This window comes from Serratia sp. Sp408, assembly GCF_057180665.1.
In genome coordinates this window covers 81,987-102,007 of sequence record NZ_JBXUFT010000006.1, presented here as the reverse complement: position 1 = coordinate 102,007, position 20,021 = coordinate 81,987, and the positions used below count along the sequence as shown (strand labels likewise).

Below are 20,021 nucleotides of genomic sequence, written 5' to 3'. Positions count from 1 at the left end.
TTACCTGTTGGTGAAACATGGCCGAAAGTCTGACATTCCCGAGTAAATCAGTCAACTATTTAACCGAGTAATTTACTCAAGTATTAGCATTATTTGTACCGATTTATAACAAATGCATCTTGAATGCATGTTATATCCCACGGATTAATAATGCTATTGCCGCGTTGCCTGTCCACAGCGTCGCAATAATTACCCTGCTACTTGATCTGCTTATCGATCGACGTCAGCATGCCGCGCAGAATATTCAGCTCCTGCGCTTCCGGGCGCGCGCGGGTAAACAGGCGGCGCAGCCGACTCATGACCTGCCCTGGATGCGTTGGGCGGATAAAGCCGGTGGTCGACAGCGTTTGTTCCAGATGCTGATAAAAACGCTCAAGGTCGTCTACCAGCGGATAAGCCGCTTCTTGCGGCGCCGGCGGCGCGTCTGCCTGCTGACGTTCGAGGTACGCCACGCGCACGTCGTACGCCAGGATCTGAACCGCCATCGCCAGGTTCAGCGAGCTGTAATCCGGATTGGCCGGGATAGCGACATGATAATGGCATTTTTGCAGTTCGTCGTTGGTCAGACCCACGCGTTCGCGGCCGAAGACCAGCGCCACCGGCGCCTGTTCGCCCTCCTGCACCGCACGCACGCCGCATTCACGCGGTTCCAGCATCGGCCAGGGTAGCGTACGTGAACGTGCGCTGGTGCCGACCACCAGACTGCAGCCGGCAATGGCTTCATCAAAGGTATCGACGATGGTGGCATTACCAATGACGTCACTGGCGCCGGCGGCCAGCGCAATGGCCTGCGAATCGGGTTTTACCAGCGGATTGACCAGATAAAGGTTGGTCAGGCCCATGGTTTTCATGGCTCTGGCGGTCGAGCCCATGTTGCCGGTATGAGAGGTTTCTACCAGAACAATGCGAATATTGTGCAGCATACAAACTCTGAGCGTAGCGGAAAATCGTAGCATCTTAACACAGGATGAAGGACATTAGGTATTTTGCCGAACACCTGCTATACTCCGCGCCGTTTCCTGTTCTTTAACATCCTAGTTGGAAGATACCCATGCATCCGATGCTGACTATCGCCGTGCGCGCTGCGCGCAAGGCCGGTAACCTGATTGCCAAAAACTACGAGACCCCGGACGCCGTTGAAGCGAGCCAGAAAGGGACTAACGATTTCGTCACCAACGTCGATCGTGATGCAGAGCATCTGATCATTGACGTTATTCGCAAGTCTTACCCGCAACACACTATCATCAGCGAAGAACGCGGTGAGCTGGTCGGCGAAGATCAGGATGTACAATGGGTGATCGATCCACTGGATGGCACTTCAAACTTCATCAAACGTTTCCCGCATTTCTCCGTTTCCATTGCCGTGCGCATCAAAGGCCGCACCGAAGTGGCGGTGGTTTACGATCCAATGCGCAACGAACTGTTCACCGCGACTCGCGGCCAGGGCGCTCAGCTCAACGGTTTCCGCCTGCGTGGCACCAATGCCAAAGACCTGAATGGCACTATCCTGGCGACCGGTTTCCCGTTCAAACTCAAGCAACACGCGACCCCTTACATCAACGTCGTCGGCAAACTGTTCACCCAGTGTGCGGATTTCCGTCGTACCGGTTCTGCCGCACTGGATCTGGCTTACGTGGCTGCCGGCCGCGTTGACGGTTTCTTCGAAATCGGCCTGAAGCCGTGGGACTTCGCTGCTGGCGAACTGCTGGTGCGTGAATCCGGCGGTTTGGTCACCGACTTCGTTGGCGGTCATAACCACTTCAGCTCCGGCAACGTCGTTGCCGGCAATCCGCGCGTAGTGAAAGCCATGCTGTCCAGCATGCGTGAAGAATTGAGCGAAGCACTGAAACGTTAATATCGCCCGATGAGCTCAGCACGTCTGAGCCTGCTTTGACTATTGAAGCGCTGCTGTTGCAGCGCTTTTTTTATGCCCGTTAACGGGAGAAGGGGCGCACGCCGCTGCCGAATTCCGGCACCGCGCTGGCGTACAACAGAATGCCGGCAAACAGCAGAATCAACCCACCGGCCAGTGCCAGGGTTCCCCACGCCACCGCGCTCCAGGCGGCCGGCGTGCGCGTGCCGCTAATGCGCACCGCCAGACGACGGCTGTAATGCACCAGCAACGCCAGCAGTGAAATGGTTATCGAGGTGCCCAGCGCCATCGCCAGCGCGGAAAGCACGCCCCAGAAAAATACCCCGATCACTTTGGCAAACAGCAGCACCAATATCGCGCCGGAGCATGGCCGCATGCCCATCGCCAGTACGATCGCCAACTGGGTACGCCAGCCGCCGCCGGCCTGCAATTCACTGTCGCTCGGCAAATGACGATGGCCGCAACCGCATTCGGCGCTGTGCAGGTGATCGGCCGGCAACGGCTGCACGGCGCGAATACGCATCGCCGGCACCGGGCGCAACGCGCGGATCGCAGTAAACAGACGCCGCAGCGCACGCCAGCTCAACAGAACGCCAAGCAGCGCCACCAGCAGATAGCTGCCCTTTTCCAACCAGAAACTGCTTTGATGCAACTGGCGTGACGACAGCGCCAGCACTCCCAACACCAGCGTGACCAGACCAATCGCCACCAGCCCTTGCACCAGCGAAGCGGCAAAGGTTAACCGCAGGCTGCTTTTCAGTCGCGCCGGGTGTGTCGCCAGATAGGTGGAGATCACCACTTTGCCATGACCGGGGCCAAGGGCATGCAGCACACCGTAACCGAGGCTGAACAGCACCAGCGCCATGCCGGCCTGCTGCGGCGCGGCGTTAACCTGTTGCAACAGGCCGGCCATGTGCTGATTCAGCGTTTTTTGCCACACCACGCTCTGCAGCAGAATTTGCGGCCAATAATGCCACACCAGCCGTGCGCCAAGCGCAAACAAGACGCTAAACAGCAGTAGCGGCCACAGGCTGAAGGCCCAGTGACGCCGGCGGCCGGCGGCGCTGCCGAGATTCATTGACATTGCAGGGTAATCCGTTGTGCGAACTGCTGACCGAGTTGCATGTCTTCTCCCGGAGAATCATTTTTATCGAGCGACAGCGCATACGCCTGCAGCGACGCATCCGGCTTCGGCGTCATCAGTTTGAATTGACATTGCTGCGCCATATCCGGCGGCAGATGGATAGCAGATTGATTTTTATAACTCATATCAACAAAGAAGGTCGGATCGTAGGTGGCGATGTCAAACGGTTTGCCCGCCAGCGGCTGCGCTTGTGCCAACGGCAGTACAAATTCCAGCACCGCATTATGGCCACGGCGCGAAAGGTGATATTCCGTTGGCAAATTCACGTATTTTACCGGCTTGCCGTCACGATAGATGTCGGTGAAATAATGCTGCCCGAGCACGTTGGCCATTACTTCAGCCGCCAGTTTCTTCCAGGTCACCGAATCGCTTTTGGCATTGCCCGCGTCGTACAGCAGATCCGCCGAGGTGATCTCATCCATAACCCACACCATTCTCAAACCGACCAATTGACGATCCTTGGCAATAAAGGTGGTGTTCATATCAATAAAGCTGTGCGGATGGGCGGTGGCTGTCACGCTGTACAACACCGTCAAACCAGCCAGCAGATTTCGTAGTTTTAGCATTAAGCGACACTCATTATTGTTATAAAGTAACACAACCTGGCGCAAAATTTCCGCTCAACGGCATAATAACTGTGACGAAAGTTGTAAGCCGAAGTAAAAGCAGGCGTACTGTCCACGTCACGGTAATGCCTTTTGCTATGCTTAGGCATAATTTTAACGTTACCTGCTAGAAGGTGATATGAGCCTGGACACCTCTCCTGTGCCTGAGCTCTCCGGTCAACAACGGCGCTGCCAACTGCTCTTGATGCTGTACGCACCGCTGCCCACAGTAAAACTGGAGACCCTCAGCCAAATCAACGGCGTCGAGCTCCCCATTACCCGGCAAGATATAGCCGAGGTCGCCAGCGAAATCCAGCGTTTCCACCATTTGGACATCGCTGGCAACCCCGACGATGGCTACCAGATTATGGGAAGCACGCTGAATAAGCGCCTGTGCCTGATTCACTGGCTGCGGCGTGCGCTACGTTGCTGTCCGCAGTTTGTCGAGAGCGCGTTCAGCCCGCCGTTGCTGCATGCGCTGGGGGCCGATGCCAAGTTGTCCACGGGTTTGCAGCGCGGCATTGATGACTGCAGCCGCTGGCTTGCTCGTGAACTCGACGCCCGAGATCGCCAATTCTTGCAGCACTACCTTTGCTACTGCCTGTGGGAAAGCGCCTGCCAGCGCCACCCAAAGTTCAACGATCGCCAACGTGCCTGGCTGCATCAGAAAGCAGAATCTCAGGCCGCAAACGCATTATCACAGACGCTGGTGGCGCTGTCTGCCGCTCCGCCGGATGACAGCGAGCAGGATTTTCTGGTGCTGCTGTTTACCATGTTGAAGAACCACAGTTACGAAAGCAGCGATTCCGCGGAAGATTTACGCCTGATGCGCGCCATTGAGCAGATGGTGGAGCGTTTTCAGCAGCTTTCCGGCATGAACTTCAGCAGCAAAAAAGATCTGATCAGCCATCTGTTTGCCCATCTGGCGCCCGCCGTCGAACGCTGTCAGTTTGCTATCGGCATCGACAATATGCTGCTGGACGAGGTGGTGCGTAAATACCCACGCCTGATGCGCACTACGCTGGAAGCGATGGCGCCGTTCGAACAGGAATACGACATTCATTTTTCGCGCGAGGAGGCCGGTCTGGTAGCCATCAGCTTCGGTGCATGGCTGATGCAAGGCAACGCATTGCAGGAGAAACAGGTGCTGCTGCTGACGCTGGACGATCCGCAGTTGGAAGAGGCGCTGGAGTACCAGATCCGCGAATTGACATTATTACCGTTAAATATCAAGTATCTGTCGCTAAGCGAGTTTCACGATTCCGGCGCGCCGCAGGGCGTGGCGCTGGTCATAACCCCCTACGCCACCCTGCCGCATGCGGCGCAACCACCGCTAATCCACACCGTCTTACCGCTGGAACGCGGACAGCGCAAAACTATCCGCGCATTGTTGGAATCACCTTAGCGAATGGCTGACCGCGGCGGCCGGTGGGCGGATAAACAACGCCGGCACCACGATCGCCGCCATCACCCAGAACACCCCGGCTTGCAGATGTTCGAACAGGAAACCGGCAATCACCGTCATCACCGCAATACCACCGCCCATCGCCAGCGCGGAATAAACCGCTTGCAGCCGGATCACCTCCGCTCCCTTGCGCGCGGCAATGAAACGCATCGCCGCCAGATGACAGACGGTAAAGGTGCCACAGTGCAACACCTGCACCAGCAGCAGCCAGCTAAGCTCAGTGGTCGAGGCCATCAACCCCCAGCGCAGTATGCCGCAGCAGGCAGACAGCAACAGCAGATTGCGGGCGTTCCAACGGCGGAACAGGATATTGCTGCTGGCAAAAATAATCACTTCTGCCACCACCCCCAACGACCAGAAGTAGCCGATGGCAGAGGCTGAATAGCCGGCTTCCTGCCAGTATATGGAGGCAAAACTGTAATAACCGGCATGCGCCCCCTGCAACAGGGTGACGCACAGCAAAAAACGCCAGACCGGCCCTTCGCTGAGCAGTTCACGCCAGGAACGGTGAGGCACCTCATGCGCGCGCGCCTCGCCTTGCGGCATGACGCTGGGTTTGAGCAACATGCCAAGCAGCATCGCCATCAGGCTGAAAATCAGGCTGAACAGGATGGCATTATGACCCCAGGCCGACACCAGTTGCCCGGTGAGCGCCGAACCAATGACGAACGCCAGTGAGCCCCATAGGCGCACTCGCCCATAATCCATGGAAATCTGTTTTTGCCAGGTGGCGGCTAATGCGTCAGTCAGCGGTACCAGCGGCGAGAAAAACAGGTTAAAACCGGCGATCACCAGCATTAGCCAGCCCCAGCCATTGCCAAAACAAAAGCCGACCGCAAAGGCCAGCGTCAACAACGCCAGGATGCGTAATGCGGTAACCAGATTCGACGGATCTTTAACCCGTGGAGCGATCAGTAAACTGCCAAGAAAACGTGCTACCAGTCCGGCCCCCAGCAACATGCCGATGGTATCGGGTTCCAGCCCTTCGCCTTTTAACCAAACGCCCCAGAACGGCAGGAAAATGCCATAAGAAAAGAAATAGGTGAAATAGCTGAGAGACAGCCAACGCGTTGATTGCAAAACCATGTTCCCTCCGGTGTGTGGGCGATACTTTGACAGAGCTCACATCGGCTAGCAATCATGATTCATATCCACCGAACCATAGTGTCGATCAGTTCACACTTTGCCGGATATCGGCGTAAAAAAACCCGCCGCAGCGGGTTTGGTTCATCCCAATGGAACTTATGCGTAAACCGGCAGGCGGGCGCAGATATCCAGGACTTTCTGTTTGGTGCGTTCGATAGTGGCTTCGTCGTTGATGTTGTCCAACACGTCGCACATCCAACCCGCCAGCTCGCGAACTTCCGCTTCCTTGAAGCCGCGACGGGTTACCGCCGGCGTACCGATACGAATACCGGAGGTCACGAACGGGCTCTTCGGATCGTTTGGCACGCTGTTCTTGTTAACGGTAATATTGGCGCGGCCGAGGGCTGCGTCCGCTTCTTTACCGGTCAGGTTTTTCTCCACCAGATCCAGCAGGAACAGATGGTTGTGGGTGCCGCCGGAAACCACTTTGTAGCCGCGCTCCAGGAACACTTCGACCATCGCCTTGGCGTTGTTGGCCACCTGCTGCTGGTAAACCTTGAACTCGGGCTCCATGGCTTCTTTCAGCGCGACGGCCTTGCCGGCGATCACGTGCATCAGCGGGCCGCCCTGCCCACCCGGGAACACCGCGGAGTTCAGTTTCTTGTACAGATCTTCGTCGCCGCCTTTCGCCAGGATCAGGCCGCCACGCGGGCCAGCCAGCGTCTTGTGCGTGGTGGTGGTAACGATATGCGCGTGCGGCACCGGGTTCGGGTAGACGCCAGCGGCGATCAGACCGGCCACGTGCGCCATGTCAACGAACAGGTAAGCGCCGATGCTGTCAGCAATTTCACGCATTTTTGCCCAGTCGACCACGCCAGAATAGGCGGAGAAACCGCCGATGATCATCTTCGGTTTGTGCGTCTGTGCCTGCTTGGCCAGATCGTCATAGTCGATTTGGCCTTTTTCGTCGATGCCGTAAGGCACGACGTTATACAGTTTGCCGGACAGGTTGACCGGAGAGCCGTGGGTCAGGTGGCCGCCGTGCGCCAGGTTCATGCCCAGAATGGTGTCGCCCGGCTGCAGCAGCGCGGTGTAGACAGCAAAGTTGGCCTGAGAACCGGAGTGCGGCTGAACGTTGGCATAATCCGCACCGAACAGCTGCTTGGCGCGATCAATAGCCAGTTGTTCAACGATATCGACGTATTCGCAGCCGCCGTAGTAACGCTTGCCCGGGTAGCCTTCAGCGTATTTGTTGGTCAACTGGGAACCCTGAGCCTGCATGACGCGCGGGCTGGTGTAGTTCTCAGAGGCAATCAGCTCGATGTGCTCTTCCTGACGCACCACTTCTTGCTCCATTGCGCGCCACAGTTCGGCATCGTAATCGGCAATGTTCATTTCACGCTTTAACATCCGGCTTCTCCTGACTTGAATCCCGCTAACTAAAAAATCACCAAATAACTACCCGTTTGGGTTCTGGGCAACAGTGTAAACTGTTTTCACCTGTCGAAGATAGGTCTTGACAGAGGTTTTTACGCAAACGATTGGCTTTAGCTGCGACAAGGCTTTGATCCACCAAATGCGCCCGTTATTCAACGGACATTTCCTCATGCCGCCAATGCGTTTTTTTCATGTTCTGTGAAGCCGATCGGTGATTAACAAACACATAACAAAAAAGCGGGTATTTACAAGCCTGACGCAACCTTATAAGATGCATTTAAAATGCATCATTATATAAAATCGGAACATAGCACAAAGGAGTGCCACCATGCTGGATAGCCAAACCATCGCCACCGTAAAGTCCACCATCCCCCTGCTCGCCGCCACCGGGCCAAAGCTGACCGCGCATTTCTACGATCGCATGTTCGCCCATAACCCTGAGCTGAAGGATATCTTCAATATGAGCAACCAGCGCAACGGCGATCAGCGCCAGGCGCTGTTTGACGCCATCTGCGCCTATGCCGGCAATATTGAAAATCTGGCGGCGCTGCTGCCTGCGGTTGAGCGTATTGCGCAAAAACACGCCAGCTTCAACATTCAGCCAGAACAGTATCAGATTGTCGGGACACATCTGTTGGCAACGCTGGACGAAATGTTCAGCCCGGGACAGGAAGTGCTGGACGCATGGGGTAAGGCTTACGGCGTATTGGCCAACGTATTTATCCAGCGTGAAGGCCAGATTTATCAGGAAAGTGCTACCGGAGACGGCGGCTGGCGCGATCGCCGCGCTTTCCGCATCGTGAAAAAACAGCCACAGAGTGAGGCAATCAGCAGTTTTATTCTGGCGCCGGTCGACGGTGGCCGCGTGGTTGACTTCAAGCCGGGCCAATATCTGGCGGTGTATATCAACCACCACAGCATTGAACACCAGGAAATACGTCAGTATTCACTGACCGCCGCCCCTAACGGCGAATTTTATCGCATCGCGGTAAAACGCGAACAGCACGGCATCGTGTCCAACTTCCTGCATCAGCAGGCAAAAGAAGGCGATGTGATTGAGATAGCACCGCCGCACGGCGACTTCTTCCTCGACGTTTCACCGTCGACGCCGGTGGCGCTGATTTCCGGCGGCGTTGGCCAAACGCCGATGCTTGGCATGCTTAACGCGTTGTACAACAATCAGCACCAGGCTGAGATACATTGGCTACACGCGGCGGAAAACGGCCGCGTCCACGCTTTTGCCGACGAGGTTGCCGACCTTGCAACACGGATGCCGAAGCTGAGTCGCCATGTGTGGTATAGCCAACCGAGCGAGAACGACGTTGAAGGCCGTGATTACCAATCACGCGGCCTGATGGATCTTGGCACCGTTCGCGCTTCGCTCGATAACCCGTTGATGCATTACTACTTCTGCGGCCCGGTGGCGTTTATGCAATTTGTCGCGCAACAGTTACTGGCAATGGGCGTTAACGTCGAGCGCATTCACTATGAATGCTTCGGCCCGCACAAGGTGCTGTAACTACCGCGCAATACAATAAAAAACGGGCCGACGTGGCCTGTTTTTTTATGCCGGAAGGGGTGACTTAAATGGCCTCTTCGTCCTGCTCGCCGGTACGGATACGCACCACCCGCGCCACGTCAAACACGAAGATCTTGCCGTCGCCAATTTTGCCGGTCTGCGCAGTTTGCATGATGGTTTCAACGCAGGTATCGACAATATCGTCGGCCACCACAATCTCGATTTTCACCTTGGGCAGGAAGTCGACCATATATTCCGCGCCGCGATACAGTTCGGTATGCCCCTTCTGCCGGCCAAAGCCTTTAACTTCGGTCACGGTCATGCCGGTAATGCCGACTTCAGCCAGCGCTTCACGCACGTCATCCAGTTTGAACGGCTTGATAATAGCGTCGATCTTTTTCATCTCGTTTCCTCGCGCCTATCCACTAGGCTGTTTTCTGGTCATTTTGCGCCAGGGCAGTGCTCGGACGTCTCACGTACTGCCTGTACGCTGTGGCCCTGCGCGCTGCCCGCACCCAAACTGACGGCGACAATGACGCCTAGTGAATAGGCGCTTCAATTACCAATTTTTGCGGCCAAAGCCGGAGGTGATCGGATAGCGACGATCCTTGCCGAAGTTCCGGGCGGTGATGCGCGGCCCGACGGCGGCCTGACGACGCTTGTATTCGTTGATGTCCACCAGGCGGATCACTTTGCGCACGATCGCTTCATCGAAACCGGCGGCGACCAGATCGACCACCGACATATCGCGTTCGACGTAACCTTCCAGAATGGCATCTAAAATATCATAAGGCGGCAGGCTGTCCTGATCGACCTGATCCGGCGCCAGCTCGGCGGACGGCGGACGATCAATCACCCGCTGCGGGATCACATACGACACGGTATTACGGTATTCCGATAGCTTGAACACCAGGGTTTTCGGTACATCCTTCAATACGTCGAAGCCGCCAGCCATATCACCGTACAGCGTGGCGTAACCCACCGCCATTTCGCTCTTGTTGCCGGTGGTCAGCACGATGCTGCGCCGTTTGTTCGACAATGCCATCAGCACCACGCCGCGGCAGCGCGCCTGCAGGTTTTCTTCGGTGGTATCGCGTTCGGTGCCGGCAAACATCGGCGCCAATTGGCCCATAAAGGCGTCAAACATCGGCTCGATGGAAACAACGTCAAACTCGACGCCGAGTATCTCGGCTTCTTCCTTGGCGTCGGCAATGCTGATATCCGCGGTATAGCGGAACGGCATCATCAGCGCCTGCACTTTTTCCTTACCCAGCGCATCCACCGCAATCGCCAGCGTCAAGGCCGAATCGATGCCCCCCGACAGGCCCAGTACCGCGCCTTTGAAACCGTTCTTGTTGACGTAGTCGCGCACCGCCAGCACCAGCGCTTCGTAGATTTGCGCCAGCTGCGGCAATTCGGCGGCAGGCGCAGTCATTGGCACCACTTCACGCTCGTTGAACTGCAACAACGTCACCTGTTCGGCAAACGCTGCCAGGCGGTGGGTCATATTGCCTGCGGCATCAAAGACCTTTGAGCAACCGTCGAAAATCAGTTCGTCCTGCCCGCCGATCTGGTTCAGGTACACCAGCGGCAGATTGGTGCGCCGGCAGTGGCCGGCCATCAGCGTCTTGCGGATATACGGCTTTTCCCGGTTATAAGGCGAGGCGTTAATCGACAGGACAATTTCAGCGCCGGCGGCTTTCGCCGCGTCAATCGGCTCGGGGAACCACAGGTCTTCACAAATCAGCAGACCGAGACGGTAGCCTTTCAGCTCCACCACGCAGCTTTCCTGCCCCGCGTGGAAATAGCGTTTTTCGTCAAACACGCCATAGTTCGGCAACTGCTGCTTGAAGTAACGCGCCCGCAGCTCGCCGTCGGCGAACAGCGACAACGCATTGTATAACTTGTCGCCTTCCCGCCACGGATGGCCGACCAGGATCGCGACCTCGCCCGACGCCTGTTGCAGGCGGTTAAGCTGCAGGTCGCAGCGCTGATAGAAATCGTCACGATACAGCAGGTCTTCCGGTGGGTAACCGGACAGCGCCAGTTCGGTGAACATAACCAGATCGGCTCCCGCCTTCTGCTGTTCCTGCACGATTTGCAACATGCGCTCGCTGTTGCCTTCAATATCGCCCACCAGCAAATTCAGCTGGGCTAACGCAATGGAAAGTGATCTGCTCATATTTCTATGGTCTGTTTCCAGGTCATGTGTTGCGAACCTGCCGAAGCACGTTCAGGAAAAAACATCATTCTTTAAAATCGTTGGCGTCAAGTTCATGACGCGATAACAACTTATAAAACTCGGTGCGATTGCGGCCTGCCATGCGCGCAGCCTGGGTCACGTTGCCCTTGGTAATTTGCAATAGCTTGCGCAGGTAATGCAATTCAAACTGGTTGCGCGCCTCGACAAAGGTCGGCAACGCGGTGTTTTCGCCTTCCAGCGCCTGCTCCACCAACGCTTCGCCGATCACCGGCGCCGAGGTCAATGCCACGCACTGTTCAATCACGTTGACCAGTTGCCGCACATTGCCCGGCCAACTGGCGGTCATCAGGCGTTTCATCGCATCGGTAGAGAAACTGCGCACGAACGGTTTGTGTCGTTTGGCCGACTCTCTCAGCAGGTGATTGGCCAGCAGTGGGATATCCTCGGCACGTTCGTTCAACGCCGGAATTTTCAGGTTCACTACGTTCAGACGGTAGTACAAATCTTCACGAAATTCATTCTTCGCCATCGCTTTCTGTAAATCGCGATGGGTGGCGGAAATGATGCGTACGTCGATATCCAGATCGCGGTTGCTGCCCAGCGGCCGTACCTTGCGCTCCTGCAGCACCCGCAGCAGTTTGACCTGCAGCGACAGCGGCATATCGCCGATTTCGTCGAGGAACAGCGTGCCGCCGGCCGCCGCCTGGAATAGCCCTTCTCTGCTGCTGACCGCGCCGGTAAAGGCCCCTTTGGCATGACCAAACAGTTCCGATTCCAACAGCTGTTCCGGCAGCGCGCCGCAGTTGATGGCGATAAAGGTTTTCTTGGCCCGTGGGCTGGCGCCGTGAATCGCCTGCGCCAGCACTTCCTTGCCGGTGCCGCTCTGGCCATTAATCAGCACGCTGACATCTGACTGCGCCACCATTTTCGCCTGCTCCAACAGACGCAGCATGATCGGGCTACGAGTGACGATGGCTTCACGCCAGCTTTCGTCACCGGCCGGTTTTGACAGCGACAGCGCATCGTCGATGGCTTTATACAGCGCATCGCGATCGACCGGCTTGGTCAGGAAGCTGAACACCCCCTGCTGGGTTGCCGCGACGGCATCGGGGATAGAACCATGGGCGGTGAGAATGATCACCGGCATGCCCGGTTGATGCTTCTGGATTTCGGCAAACAGCGCCATACCGTCCATTTCATCCATACGCAGGTCGCTGATGACCATGTCGATTTTTTCACGCGCCAATAGGCGCAGCGCTTCCTGGCCGCTTTCAGCGGTGGTGACATGGAAACCTTCGCTGGTCAGGCGCATCCCCAGCAGCTTCAACAGGCTGGGATCATCGTCAACCAATAATAAATTGGCCGGTTTGCGGGCTGTCATTGCGCTTTAGGCTCCTTATTGGCAGGTGGCGGCGCATAAGTGTCTTCCGGTTCAACCGGCAGCGCGGTGCCCTTTTCCGTTGCGCCTTCCGGCTCGGCCGGTTTGGCCGTAGCGCTCGGCTTGGCCTGACTGGCGGCATTATCGGGGATCTCACCCTGCATTTGCTTACGGGAAGAGAGTTGACGCTCGATATCCGTCAGGTTTTCCAACTTGCGTGAGGTATCCTGCAGTTGGCTTTGCAGCCGAGCCTGGCTTTGGCGCAGCGTATCAATCTGGCTGTCGGTTGCCTCTTGCAGATGCTGATAGCGGGCTCGTTCATCGAACAGCGAAATTTGCAGCACCTGCTGTTGCCGCCACAATTGCAGCAGCGGCCGCAGCGTACTCGGGAAGTCCAGGCGGTAGTGGTTCAGACGATCGATCATCTGGCGGCGTTCCGCCGACGTCGGTTCGGCGCTGCCCAACAGGATGCTTTGCTTGAACATGCCATCCCAGGCGGTGCCGGGAAGGGTTTTTGCCAGGGTACGTGCCTGGGTGGAACCGATCCGATCGGCACAGTCCATGGCACGCAGCCAGTATAGGGAATTGTCCAGCGCATCCTTGTCGTTGAGCTGCCACAGGGTATCGCACGGTGCGATACGGTAGTCGACAACTTTGCTATCAGGAATCGCTTCCTGCTGCTGCGGCTCGAGACCGCTGCTGACGGCGCGATCGGCGCAGCCGGCTAACAAAAACGGGGCAAAAAGAAGCGTGCCCAGAAAAGAAAGTGGACGCTTGCCGAGCGGTGCGCGCGCAGTAGCGCGCGGGGAACGTTCGATCTGGGTCAGACGAGCGCGTTGTGGCCATATGTACATTATTTATTCATTCTCGGCGGTTAATGGCAATTCAATTCGGAAGCAGACATCAGCGTCATCGACGTTGACCAACTGCAATTCGCCGCGCATCCGGCGGATACAATCTTGTGCGATACTCAGGCCGAGCCCGCTTCCTTTTACCGCCCCTTTCCGCTGCTGACTACCTTGGAAAAAAGGCTCGAAAATCATGGTTTGTTCGGTTTCGGGGATTGGCGTGCCAGTGTTGGCGACGTCAATCTGCACCCGTTGCCCAATTTGGCGGCTACGAATCCAAATGTTACCGGATTCCTTGCCGTAGTGCACCGCATTGGAATAGAGATTATCCAGCACGCGCATTAATAGCGTAGGCTCTGCCCAGCAAATTTCGGCATCAAGCTGTATGTCGGTGCGGATCATCTTGGCTCTCGCCGGCAGACTATGGGCCGCCACCACCATCTCGACCATCTCGCTCAGCTCGACGTTTTCATGCTCGGCCGGCCCATCCGCCAGCTTACGATTGTAGTCGAGCAATTGCTCGATCAACTGCTGCAGATGGCGACTGCTGTGATCGAGAATGGTCACCACTTCTTTTTGATCGGAGGTCAGCGGCCCCGCCACTTCGTCCGCCAACAGTTCGGTGCCTTCACGCATGCTGGCCAACGGCGTTTTCAGTTCATGGGAAATATGGCGCAGGAACTCATGACGCTGCGATTCCAGCCATGCCAGCCGCTCGCTCAGCCAGATGATCCGCTGTGCCAACGAGCGCAGTTCGCGCGGCCCTTTGAACGATGCCGCCGAGCCCAGCGCACGGCCTTCGCCCAGGCGGTTAATCATCTGCTCAACCGCCTTTACCGGCCCAATAATCATGCGGGTGAACAGCACCACCAACAGCACGCTGACCAGAAACAGTAACAGCGCCTGCCAGCCGAAAAACTGCCCGCGTTCGGCAATCGCCTGCTGCAGTTGCTGACCGCGCGAGTACACCACTGCACGCGTCGCCTGCACCATTTCGGCATTGGAACGCGAGAACGACTCCAGCAGGGTCGAGGTTTCTTTATCGGGGCCGCTGCTTTGGCATTTGATGGTCGCCAGTTGCGTCAGCAGATCGCGCAACGTCTGATAATAGCGTTCATCCGGCAGGATCGGGGCATGGGCATCAAGCATTTGAGAATATTGTTTGCGCTGATTTTGATACAGGCGTTCCAGCGTCGGGTCAACCAGCACACAATACTGACGATAGCTGCGCTCCATTTCCAGCGCCACGCTGGTCATCGCCTCACTGCGGCGGGCATCCACCAGCGTGGTGCGGTTGATATCGGCCGCCTGCGAGCTGAGATGATTCAGACTTTGATAGGCTTGATATGCCAATACCAGCAATGGCAGTAACACCAGCAGAAACGCCATCAGCACCAATTGGCGCAGCGAGCGGGGGAATAAACGCCATCTTTTCAACGAAATCATCTCATTGTCCCTTGTCTGCCCTGATGCTAACCGAGTCGCCGGCAAGAAAAAAGCCTGTAGGTGGATAATCCTGCATGCACGGCGCAAAATGGATTGCAATGCAAAACAGCGCCAGGCAACGCGCCACGCCGCTTTCACGCAGGTAAATCGGTAAACAGGGGGATTGCAGGGCGGCAAACAGACGGACGTAAGAAGAGGACTGGAGCAGTGACGTTGGGGCAAAACTGCCCCATCGCAAGGAATATGTGGATGCCCTTAAGCCTCGTCCCCAGGGTGATGTAGCCCGCAGGCTGGCATCGAATGGGACGAATAGCATCCAGATGTATCCGATATTGATGAACGTTTCATCACAGTTGGATACAGGCGGTGCCTCACTCCACGTGTCGCCCGATGCTTGATAAAGTCGCTTGCGCGTCTGTTATCGGTTTGGTTGGACGATAGGCACCATTTCTTTGGCATCATTCGGAGGCTTATGAGGCATGGATTCGGTTTATTTACCGGCCATCATAAAAAGTTGAATGAGCAACTGACAAGTATCATGCATTATGTGTGCCAACTTTTCAAATATTTTTATATCCAACTGATTTAAAACGATTTGTTAACAAGCATCCTTATTTAAAGGGTGTTTTCACCCGGCAATGCTGTGCGTAAATTCACCAGGCTGTCGCCAAAACACGACAACCTAAGTCAATTTATTTACTATGATTATAAATCAATAGGTTAGATGTCACCTTTTAGCGACACCCTTAATAAGGTTTGTCGCGAATAACCGACAGTCTGCAATTTTGGCGAGAATCAGCAGATTAAGCGCGACTGGCGAGTTTACTGGCCGGTACCTTGCCGCATCGAACAAGCCGAGAGAGGACGTCTGGTGACGCCGACAGCTCAGCCACTCCGCCGCGATAAGCTGGGGTCTGGGGTCTGGGGTCTGGGGTCTGGGGTCTGGGGTCTGGGGTCTGGGGTCTGGTTGCACATTTTAACTGGAGGAACCGACACCCAGGCATCCATTGGCCAAGGTGTCGGTAACCGGGGCCGGGAACGGCCCCTGAGACATTAACCCAGTTGCTGGCGCGCGTTGCGGAACATGCGCATCCACGGGCTGTCTTCACCCCACTCTTCCGGGTGCCAGGAGTTGCTGACGGTACGGAATACCCGCTCCGGATGCGGCATCATCACCGTCGCACGCCCGCTGGCGCTGGTCACAGCGGTAATGCCGTTTGGCGAGCCGTTCGGGTTGGCCGGGTAGGCTTCCGTGACCTGGCCGGCATTGTTGACGAAGCGCAATGCCACCAGTCCCTGACTTTCCAACGCGGCCAAATGCGCCGCATCACGGACTTCAACATGCCCTTCGCCATGCGACACCGCAATCGGCATCCGCGAACCGGCCATGCCCTGCATAAACAGCGACGGGCTGGCCGCCACTTCGACCAGGCTAAAGCGTGCTTCGAAGCGATCCGACAGGTTGCGTACGAAGCGCGGCCACTGTTCGGCACCGGGGATCAGCTCACGCAGGTTGGACATCATCTGGCAGCCGTTACACACGCCCAGCGCCAGCGTCTGCGGACGGTGGAAGAAAGCTTCAAACTCGTCACGTACGCGCGGGTTGAACAGAATCGACTTCGCCCAGCCCTCGCCAGCACCCAGTACGTCACCATATGAGAAACCACCACAGGCTACCAGCGTATGGAAGTCCTGCAGATCGCGACGCCCCGTCAGCAAATCGCTCATATGCACGTCGATGGCGTCAAAACCTGCGCGGTGGAACGCCGCCGCCATTTCAACGTGGGAGTTGACGCCCTGCTCACGCAGCACCGCGACTTTCGGCCGCGCGCCCTTGGCAATATAAGGTGCCACGATGTCCTCTTGCGGCGCAAACGTCAATTTGACGTTCAGCCCCGGATCGCGTTCATCCTGTTTGGCCTGATGTTCCTGATCGGCACAGTCAGGGTTATCGCGCAGGCGTTGCATTTGCCAGGTGGTTTCCGCCCACCAGGTGCGCAGCGTGCTGCGGCTTTCGCTATAGACCGGTTTATCGCCCTGGGTTATGACGAAGCGATCGCCAGCCTGAACCCGGCCGATATGATGCACATTGTCGCTCAGGCCATGCTGGGCAAAAATCTGTTGCACCGCAGCCCGGCGTTCGGCGCTGACCTGAATCACCGCCCCCAGTTCTTCATTGAACAGCGCCGCCAGCGCATCCGCGCCCAGCGCCTGGATATCCACCGCCACGCCGCAGTGACCGGCAAAGGCCATTTCCGCCAGCGTGACCAGCAAACCGCCATCGGAACGGTCGTGGTAAGCCAGCAACGCACGATCCGCTACCAGCTGTTGCATCGCATTGAAGAAACCGGCCAGTTGCTCAGCGCTGCGCACGTCCGCCGGTTGGTCGCCCAACTGGCGGTAAACCTGCGCCAGTGCGGTTGCCCCCAGCGCGTTGTGGCCGTTACCGAGGTCAATCAGCAACAGCTCGGTGTCGCCCTGGTCGGTACGCAGCTGTGGCGTCACGGTATGGCGAACGTCTTCTACCCGGGCAAAGGCGGTGATCACCAGCGACAGCGGTGAGGTCATCTCGCGTTGCTCATTACCTTCCTGCCAGCGGGTTTTCATCGACATCGAATCTTTCCCCACCGGGATCGTGATGCCCAACGCCGGACACAGTTCCTCGCCCACCGCTTTTACCGCCTCATACAGGCCGGCATCTTCCCCTGGGTGGCCGGCTGCGGCCATCCAGTTGGCGGAAAGCTTCACGCGTTTGAGGGAGCCAATGTTCGTCGCCGCCAGGTTGGTCAGCGCTTCGCCCACCGCCAGACGGCCCGAAGCGGCAAAGTCCAGCAGCGCCACCGGCGCACGTTCGCCAAGAGACATCGCTTCACCATAGTAGCTGTCGAGGCTGGCGGTGGTTACCGCGCAATCTGCCACCGGGATCTGCCATGGGCCTACCATCTGATCGCGCGCCACCATACCGGTCACGGTACGGTCGCCAATGGTGATCAGGAAGGTTTTCTCTGCAACAGCCGGCAAGTGCAGCACGCGTTTCACCGCGTCAGCCACGCTGATACCATCGCGCAGCACCGGCTCGCCCTTGGCCTGCAGACGCGTGACGTCGCGGGTCATTTTTGGCGTTTTGCCAAGCAGCACGTCCAGCGGCATATCGATCGGCTGGTTATCAAAATGATCATCGTTCAGCGTCAGGTGGCGTTCTTCGGTTGCTTCGCCGATCACCGCGTACGGCGCACGTTCACGGCGGCAAATTTCGTCAAACTGCGCCATCTGTGCCGGCGCAATCGCCATGACATAGCGTTCCTGCGATTCGTTACACCACACTTCCAGCGGGCTCATGCCCGGCTCATCGTTAAGGATGTCACGCAGTTCGAAACGGCCACCGCGGCCGCCGTCGCTCACCAGTTCCGGCATGGCGTTGGACAGACCGCCAGCGCCCACGTCGTGGATAAACAGAATCGGGTTGTCGGCGCCCAGTTGCCAGCAACGGTCGATGACCTCTTGGCAACGACGCTCCATTTCCGGGTTGTCACGCTGTACCGAGGCAAAATCCAGATCGGCGTCGGATTGGCCGGAATCCATTGACGATGCCGCACCGCCGCCCAGACCGATATTCATTGCCGGGCCACCCAGTACCACCAGCTTGGCGCCAACGGTAATTTCGCCTTTCTGCACGTGATCGGCGCGAATGTTGCCGATACCGCCCGCCAGCATGATTGGCTTGTGGTAGCCACGCAGTTCAACGCCGTTGTGGCTATTGACCTGTTCTTCATAGGTACGGAAGTAACCGAGCAGCGCCGGACGGCCGAATTCGTTATTAAACGCCGCCCCGCCCAGTGGGCCTTCAGTCATGATATCCAATGCGCTGACGATGCGATCCGGCTTGCCGAAATCCTGTTCCCACGGCTGTTCAAAACCAGGAATGCGCAGGTTGGACACCGAGAAGCCCACCAGACCGGCCTTCGGCTTGGCACCCCGGCCGGTGGCACCCTCGTCGCGGATTTCGCCGCCGGAACCGGTGGCAGCGCCCGGCCAAGGAGAAATCGCCGTCGGGTGGTTATGGGTTTCAACCTTCATCAGAATATGCGTATCTTCCTGATGATAATCATATTGGCCGTTTTGCGGCGCAGCGAAGAAGCGCCCGACCTGCGAGCCTTCCATCACCGCGGCGTTGTCTTTATACGCTGACAGCACGTAGTCCGGCGTATGTTCGAAGGTGTTTTTGATCATCTTGAACAGCGATTTAGGCTGCTGTTCGCCGTCTATGATCCAGTCGGCGTTGAAAATCTTGTGGCGACAGTGCTCAGAGTTGGCCTGTGCAAACATATACAGTTCGATGTCCGTCGGGTTGCGCCCCAAACCGGTAAATGCATTCAGCAGGTAGTCAATTTCGTCCTGGGCCAGCGCCAGGCCCAGTTTGACATTCGCCTTTTCCAGCGCACTGCGTCCTTCCCCCAGCACGTCCACCGCCTGATACGGCGCTGGCTGGTGGTGAGCAAACAGTTTTTCCGCCTGTTGCAGATCGCTGAACACGGTTTCCATCATGCGATCGTGCAGCAATGCGGCCAGTTGCTGCCATTGCGCTTCGCTCAACGCCGGCGCCGTGACGTAAAACGCCAGACCGCGCTCCAGGCGTTCAACCTGCGACAAGCCGCAGTTATGGGCAATGTCGGTGGCTTTGGATGACCAGGGGGAAATGGTGCCCGGACGCGGCGTTACCAACAGCAGGCGTCCCTCCGGAGCGTGTTCGGCGAGAGAAGGACCGTACTTGAGCAAGCGCGTGAGCTTGCCATGTTCTTCGGCACTTAGCGGTGCGCTAACATCGGCAAAGTGGACGTACTCGGCATAGATATCACTGACCGGAAGTTGTGCGTCCTGGCAGCGGGACAGCAGTTTGGTAACACGAAAAGCCGACAAAGCGGGCGAACCACGCAGTATTTCCATAATCAAAGTTCTCTCGTCTTCGAAGACACTGACTCCAGTGCTTCATTGGGCGCAACAGGGGAAAACGCGCGCT

The 20,021-nt window shown here is 57.1% G+C and carries 14 protein-coding genes; 3 read left to right on the top strand and 11 right to left on the bottom strand.

Annotated elements, in window-relative coordinates; genetic code table 11:
• Window positions 1-197: 197 nt before the first annotated feature.
• Complete coding sequence (trmJ, locus tag AC2AXP_RS17395) at window positions 198-923, bottom strand: tRNA (cytosine(32)/uridine(32)-2'-O)-methyltransferase TrmJ (RefSeq protein WP_004959622.1); 726 nt, start codon at window positions 921-923, stop codon at window positions 198-200.
• A gap of 128 nt (window positions 924-1,051) precedes the next feature.
• Here trmJ and suhB point away from each other — a divergent pair, with 128 nt between their 5' ends.
• Window positions 1,052-1,855: an inositol-1-monophosphatase gene (gene suhB / locus AC2AXP_RS17390; RefSeq protein ID WP_039991838.1), complete on the top strand. Its 804-nt coding sequence runs from the start codon at window positions 1,052-1,054 to the stop codon at window positions 1,853-1,855.
• A gap of 79 nt (window positions 1,856-1,934) precedes the next feature.
• Here the strand turns inward: suhB and AC2AXP_RS17385 are convergent, their stop codons facing one another.
• Window positions 1,935-2,957 (bottom strand): nickel/cobalt transporter, encoded by a 1,023-nt coding sequence (locus tag AC2AXP_RS17385; protein WP_039991837.1) that lies wholly within the window; start codon window positions 2,955-2,957, stop codon window positions 1,935-1,937.
• A complete protein-coding gene (locus AC2AXP_RS17380) occupies window positions 2,948-3,583 on the bottom strand; it encodes a DUF1007 family protein (protein ID WP_004959614.1) in 636 nt (211 codons plus the stop codon). The genes AC2AXP_RS17385 and AC2AXP_RS17380 overlap by 10 nt, the downstream gene beginning before the upstream one ends.
• A 178-nt stretch (window positions 3,584-3,761) precedes the next feature.
• Here AC2AXP_RS17380 and csiE point away from each other — a divergent pair, with 178 nt between their 5' ends.
• Window positions 3,762-5,027: a stationary phase inducible protein CsiE gene (gene csiE / locus AC2AXP_RS17375; protein WP_198774096.1), complete on the top strand. Its 1,266-nt coding sequence runs from the start codon at window positions 3,762-3,764 to the stop codon at window positions 5,025-5,027.
• On the opposite strand, the gene AC2AXP_RS17370 is transcribed toward csiE, so the two are convergent.
• Together AC2AXP_RS17370 and glyA are read right to left on the bottom strand one after the other, a co-directional pair.
• Window positions 5,019-6,173: a 3-phenylpropionate MFS transporter gene (locus AC2AXP_RS17370; protein ID WP_004959612.1), complete on the bottom strand. Its 1,155-nt coding sequence runs from the start codon at window positions 6,171-6,173 to the stop codon at window positions 5,019-5,021. The genes csiE and AC2AXP_RS17370 overlap by 9 nt on opposite strands.
• 156 nt (window positions 6,174-6,329) lie before the next feature.
• Window positions 6,330-7,583, bottom strand: coding sequence for a serine hydroxymethyltransferase (glyA, locus tag AC2AXP_RS17365; RefSeq protein WP_004959609.1), 1,254 nt, complete (start codon window positions 7,581-7,583; stop codon window positions 6,330-6,332).
• A gap of 355 nt (window positions 7,584-7,938) precedes the next feature.
• Here glyA and hmpA point away from each other — a divergent pair, with 355 nt between their 5' ends.
• A complete protein-coding gene (hmpA, locus tag AC2AXP_RS17360) occupies window positions 7,939-9,129 on the top strand; it encodes an NO-inducible flavohemoprotein (protein WP_004959606.1) in 1,191 nt (396 codons plus the stop codon).
• 64 nt (window positions 9,130-9,193) lie between these two features.
• Here the strand turns inward: hmpA and glnB are convergent, their stop codons facing one another.
• From glnB to purL, 6 genes are all read right to left on the bottom strand, one after another.
• A complete protein-coding gene (gene glnB, locus AC2AXP_RS17355) occupies window positions 9,194-9,532 on the bottom strand; it encodes a nitrogen regulatory protein P-II (RefSeq protein WP_004847623.1) in 339 nt (112 codons plus the stop codon).
• Window positions 9,533-9,688: 156 nt separating this feature from the next.
• Entirely contained in the window at window positions 9,689-11,311 is a 1,623-nt protein-coding gene (locus AC2AXP_RS17350) for an NAD+ synthase (protein ID WP_004959602.1), read from the bottom strand.
• Window positions 11,312-11,375: 64 nt separating this feature from the next.
• A complete protein-coding gene (gene glrR, locus AC2AXP_RS17345) occupies window positions 11,376-12,713 on the bottom strand; it encodes a two-component system response regulator GlrR (RefSeq protein WP_004959600.1) in 1,338 nt (445 codons plus the stop codon).
• Window positions 12,710-13,564: a two-component system QseEF-associated lipoprotein QseG gene (qseG, locus tag AC2AXP_RS17340; RefSeq protein ID WP_004959597.1), complete on the bottom strand. Its 855-nt coding sequence runs from the start codon at window positions 13,562-13,564 to the stop codon at window positions 12,710-12,712. The genes glrR and qseG overlap by 4 nt, the downstream gene beginning before the upstream one ends.
• Before the next feature lie 3 nt (window positions 13,565-13,567).
• Window positions 13,568-15,004: a sensor histidine kinase gene (locus AC2AXP_RS17335; RefSeq protein WP_004959594.1), complete on the bottom strand. Its 1,437-nt coding sequence runs from the start codon at window positions 15,002-15,004 to the stop codon at window positions 13,568-13,570.
• Between the two features lie 1,053 nt (window positions 15,005-16,057).
• Window positions 16,058-19,948, bottom strand: coding sequence for a phosphoribosylformylglycinamidine synthase (purL, locus tag AC2AXP_RS17330; RefSeq protein ID WP_484381833.1), 3,891 nt, complete (start codon window positions 19,946-19,948; stop codon window positions 16,058-16,060).
• Window positions 19,949-20,021: the final 73 nt, after the last annotated feature.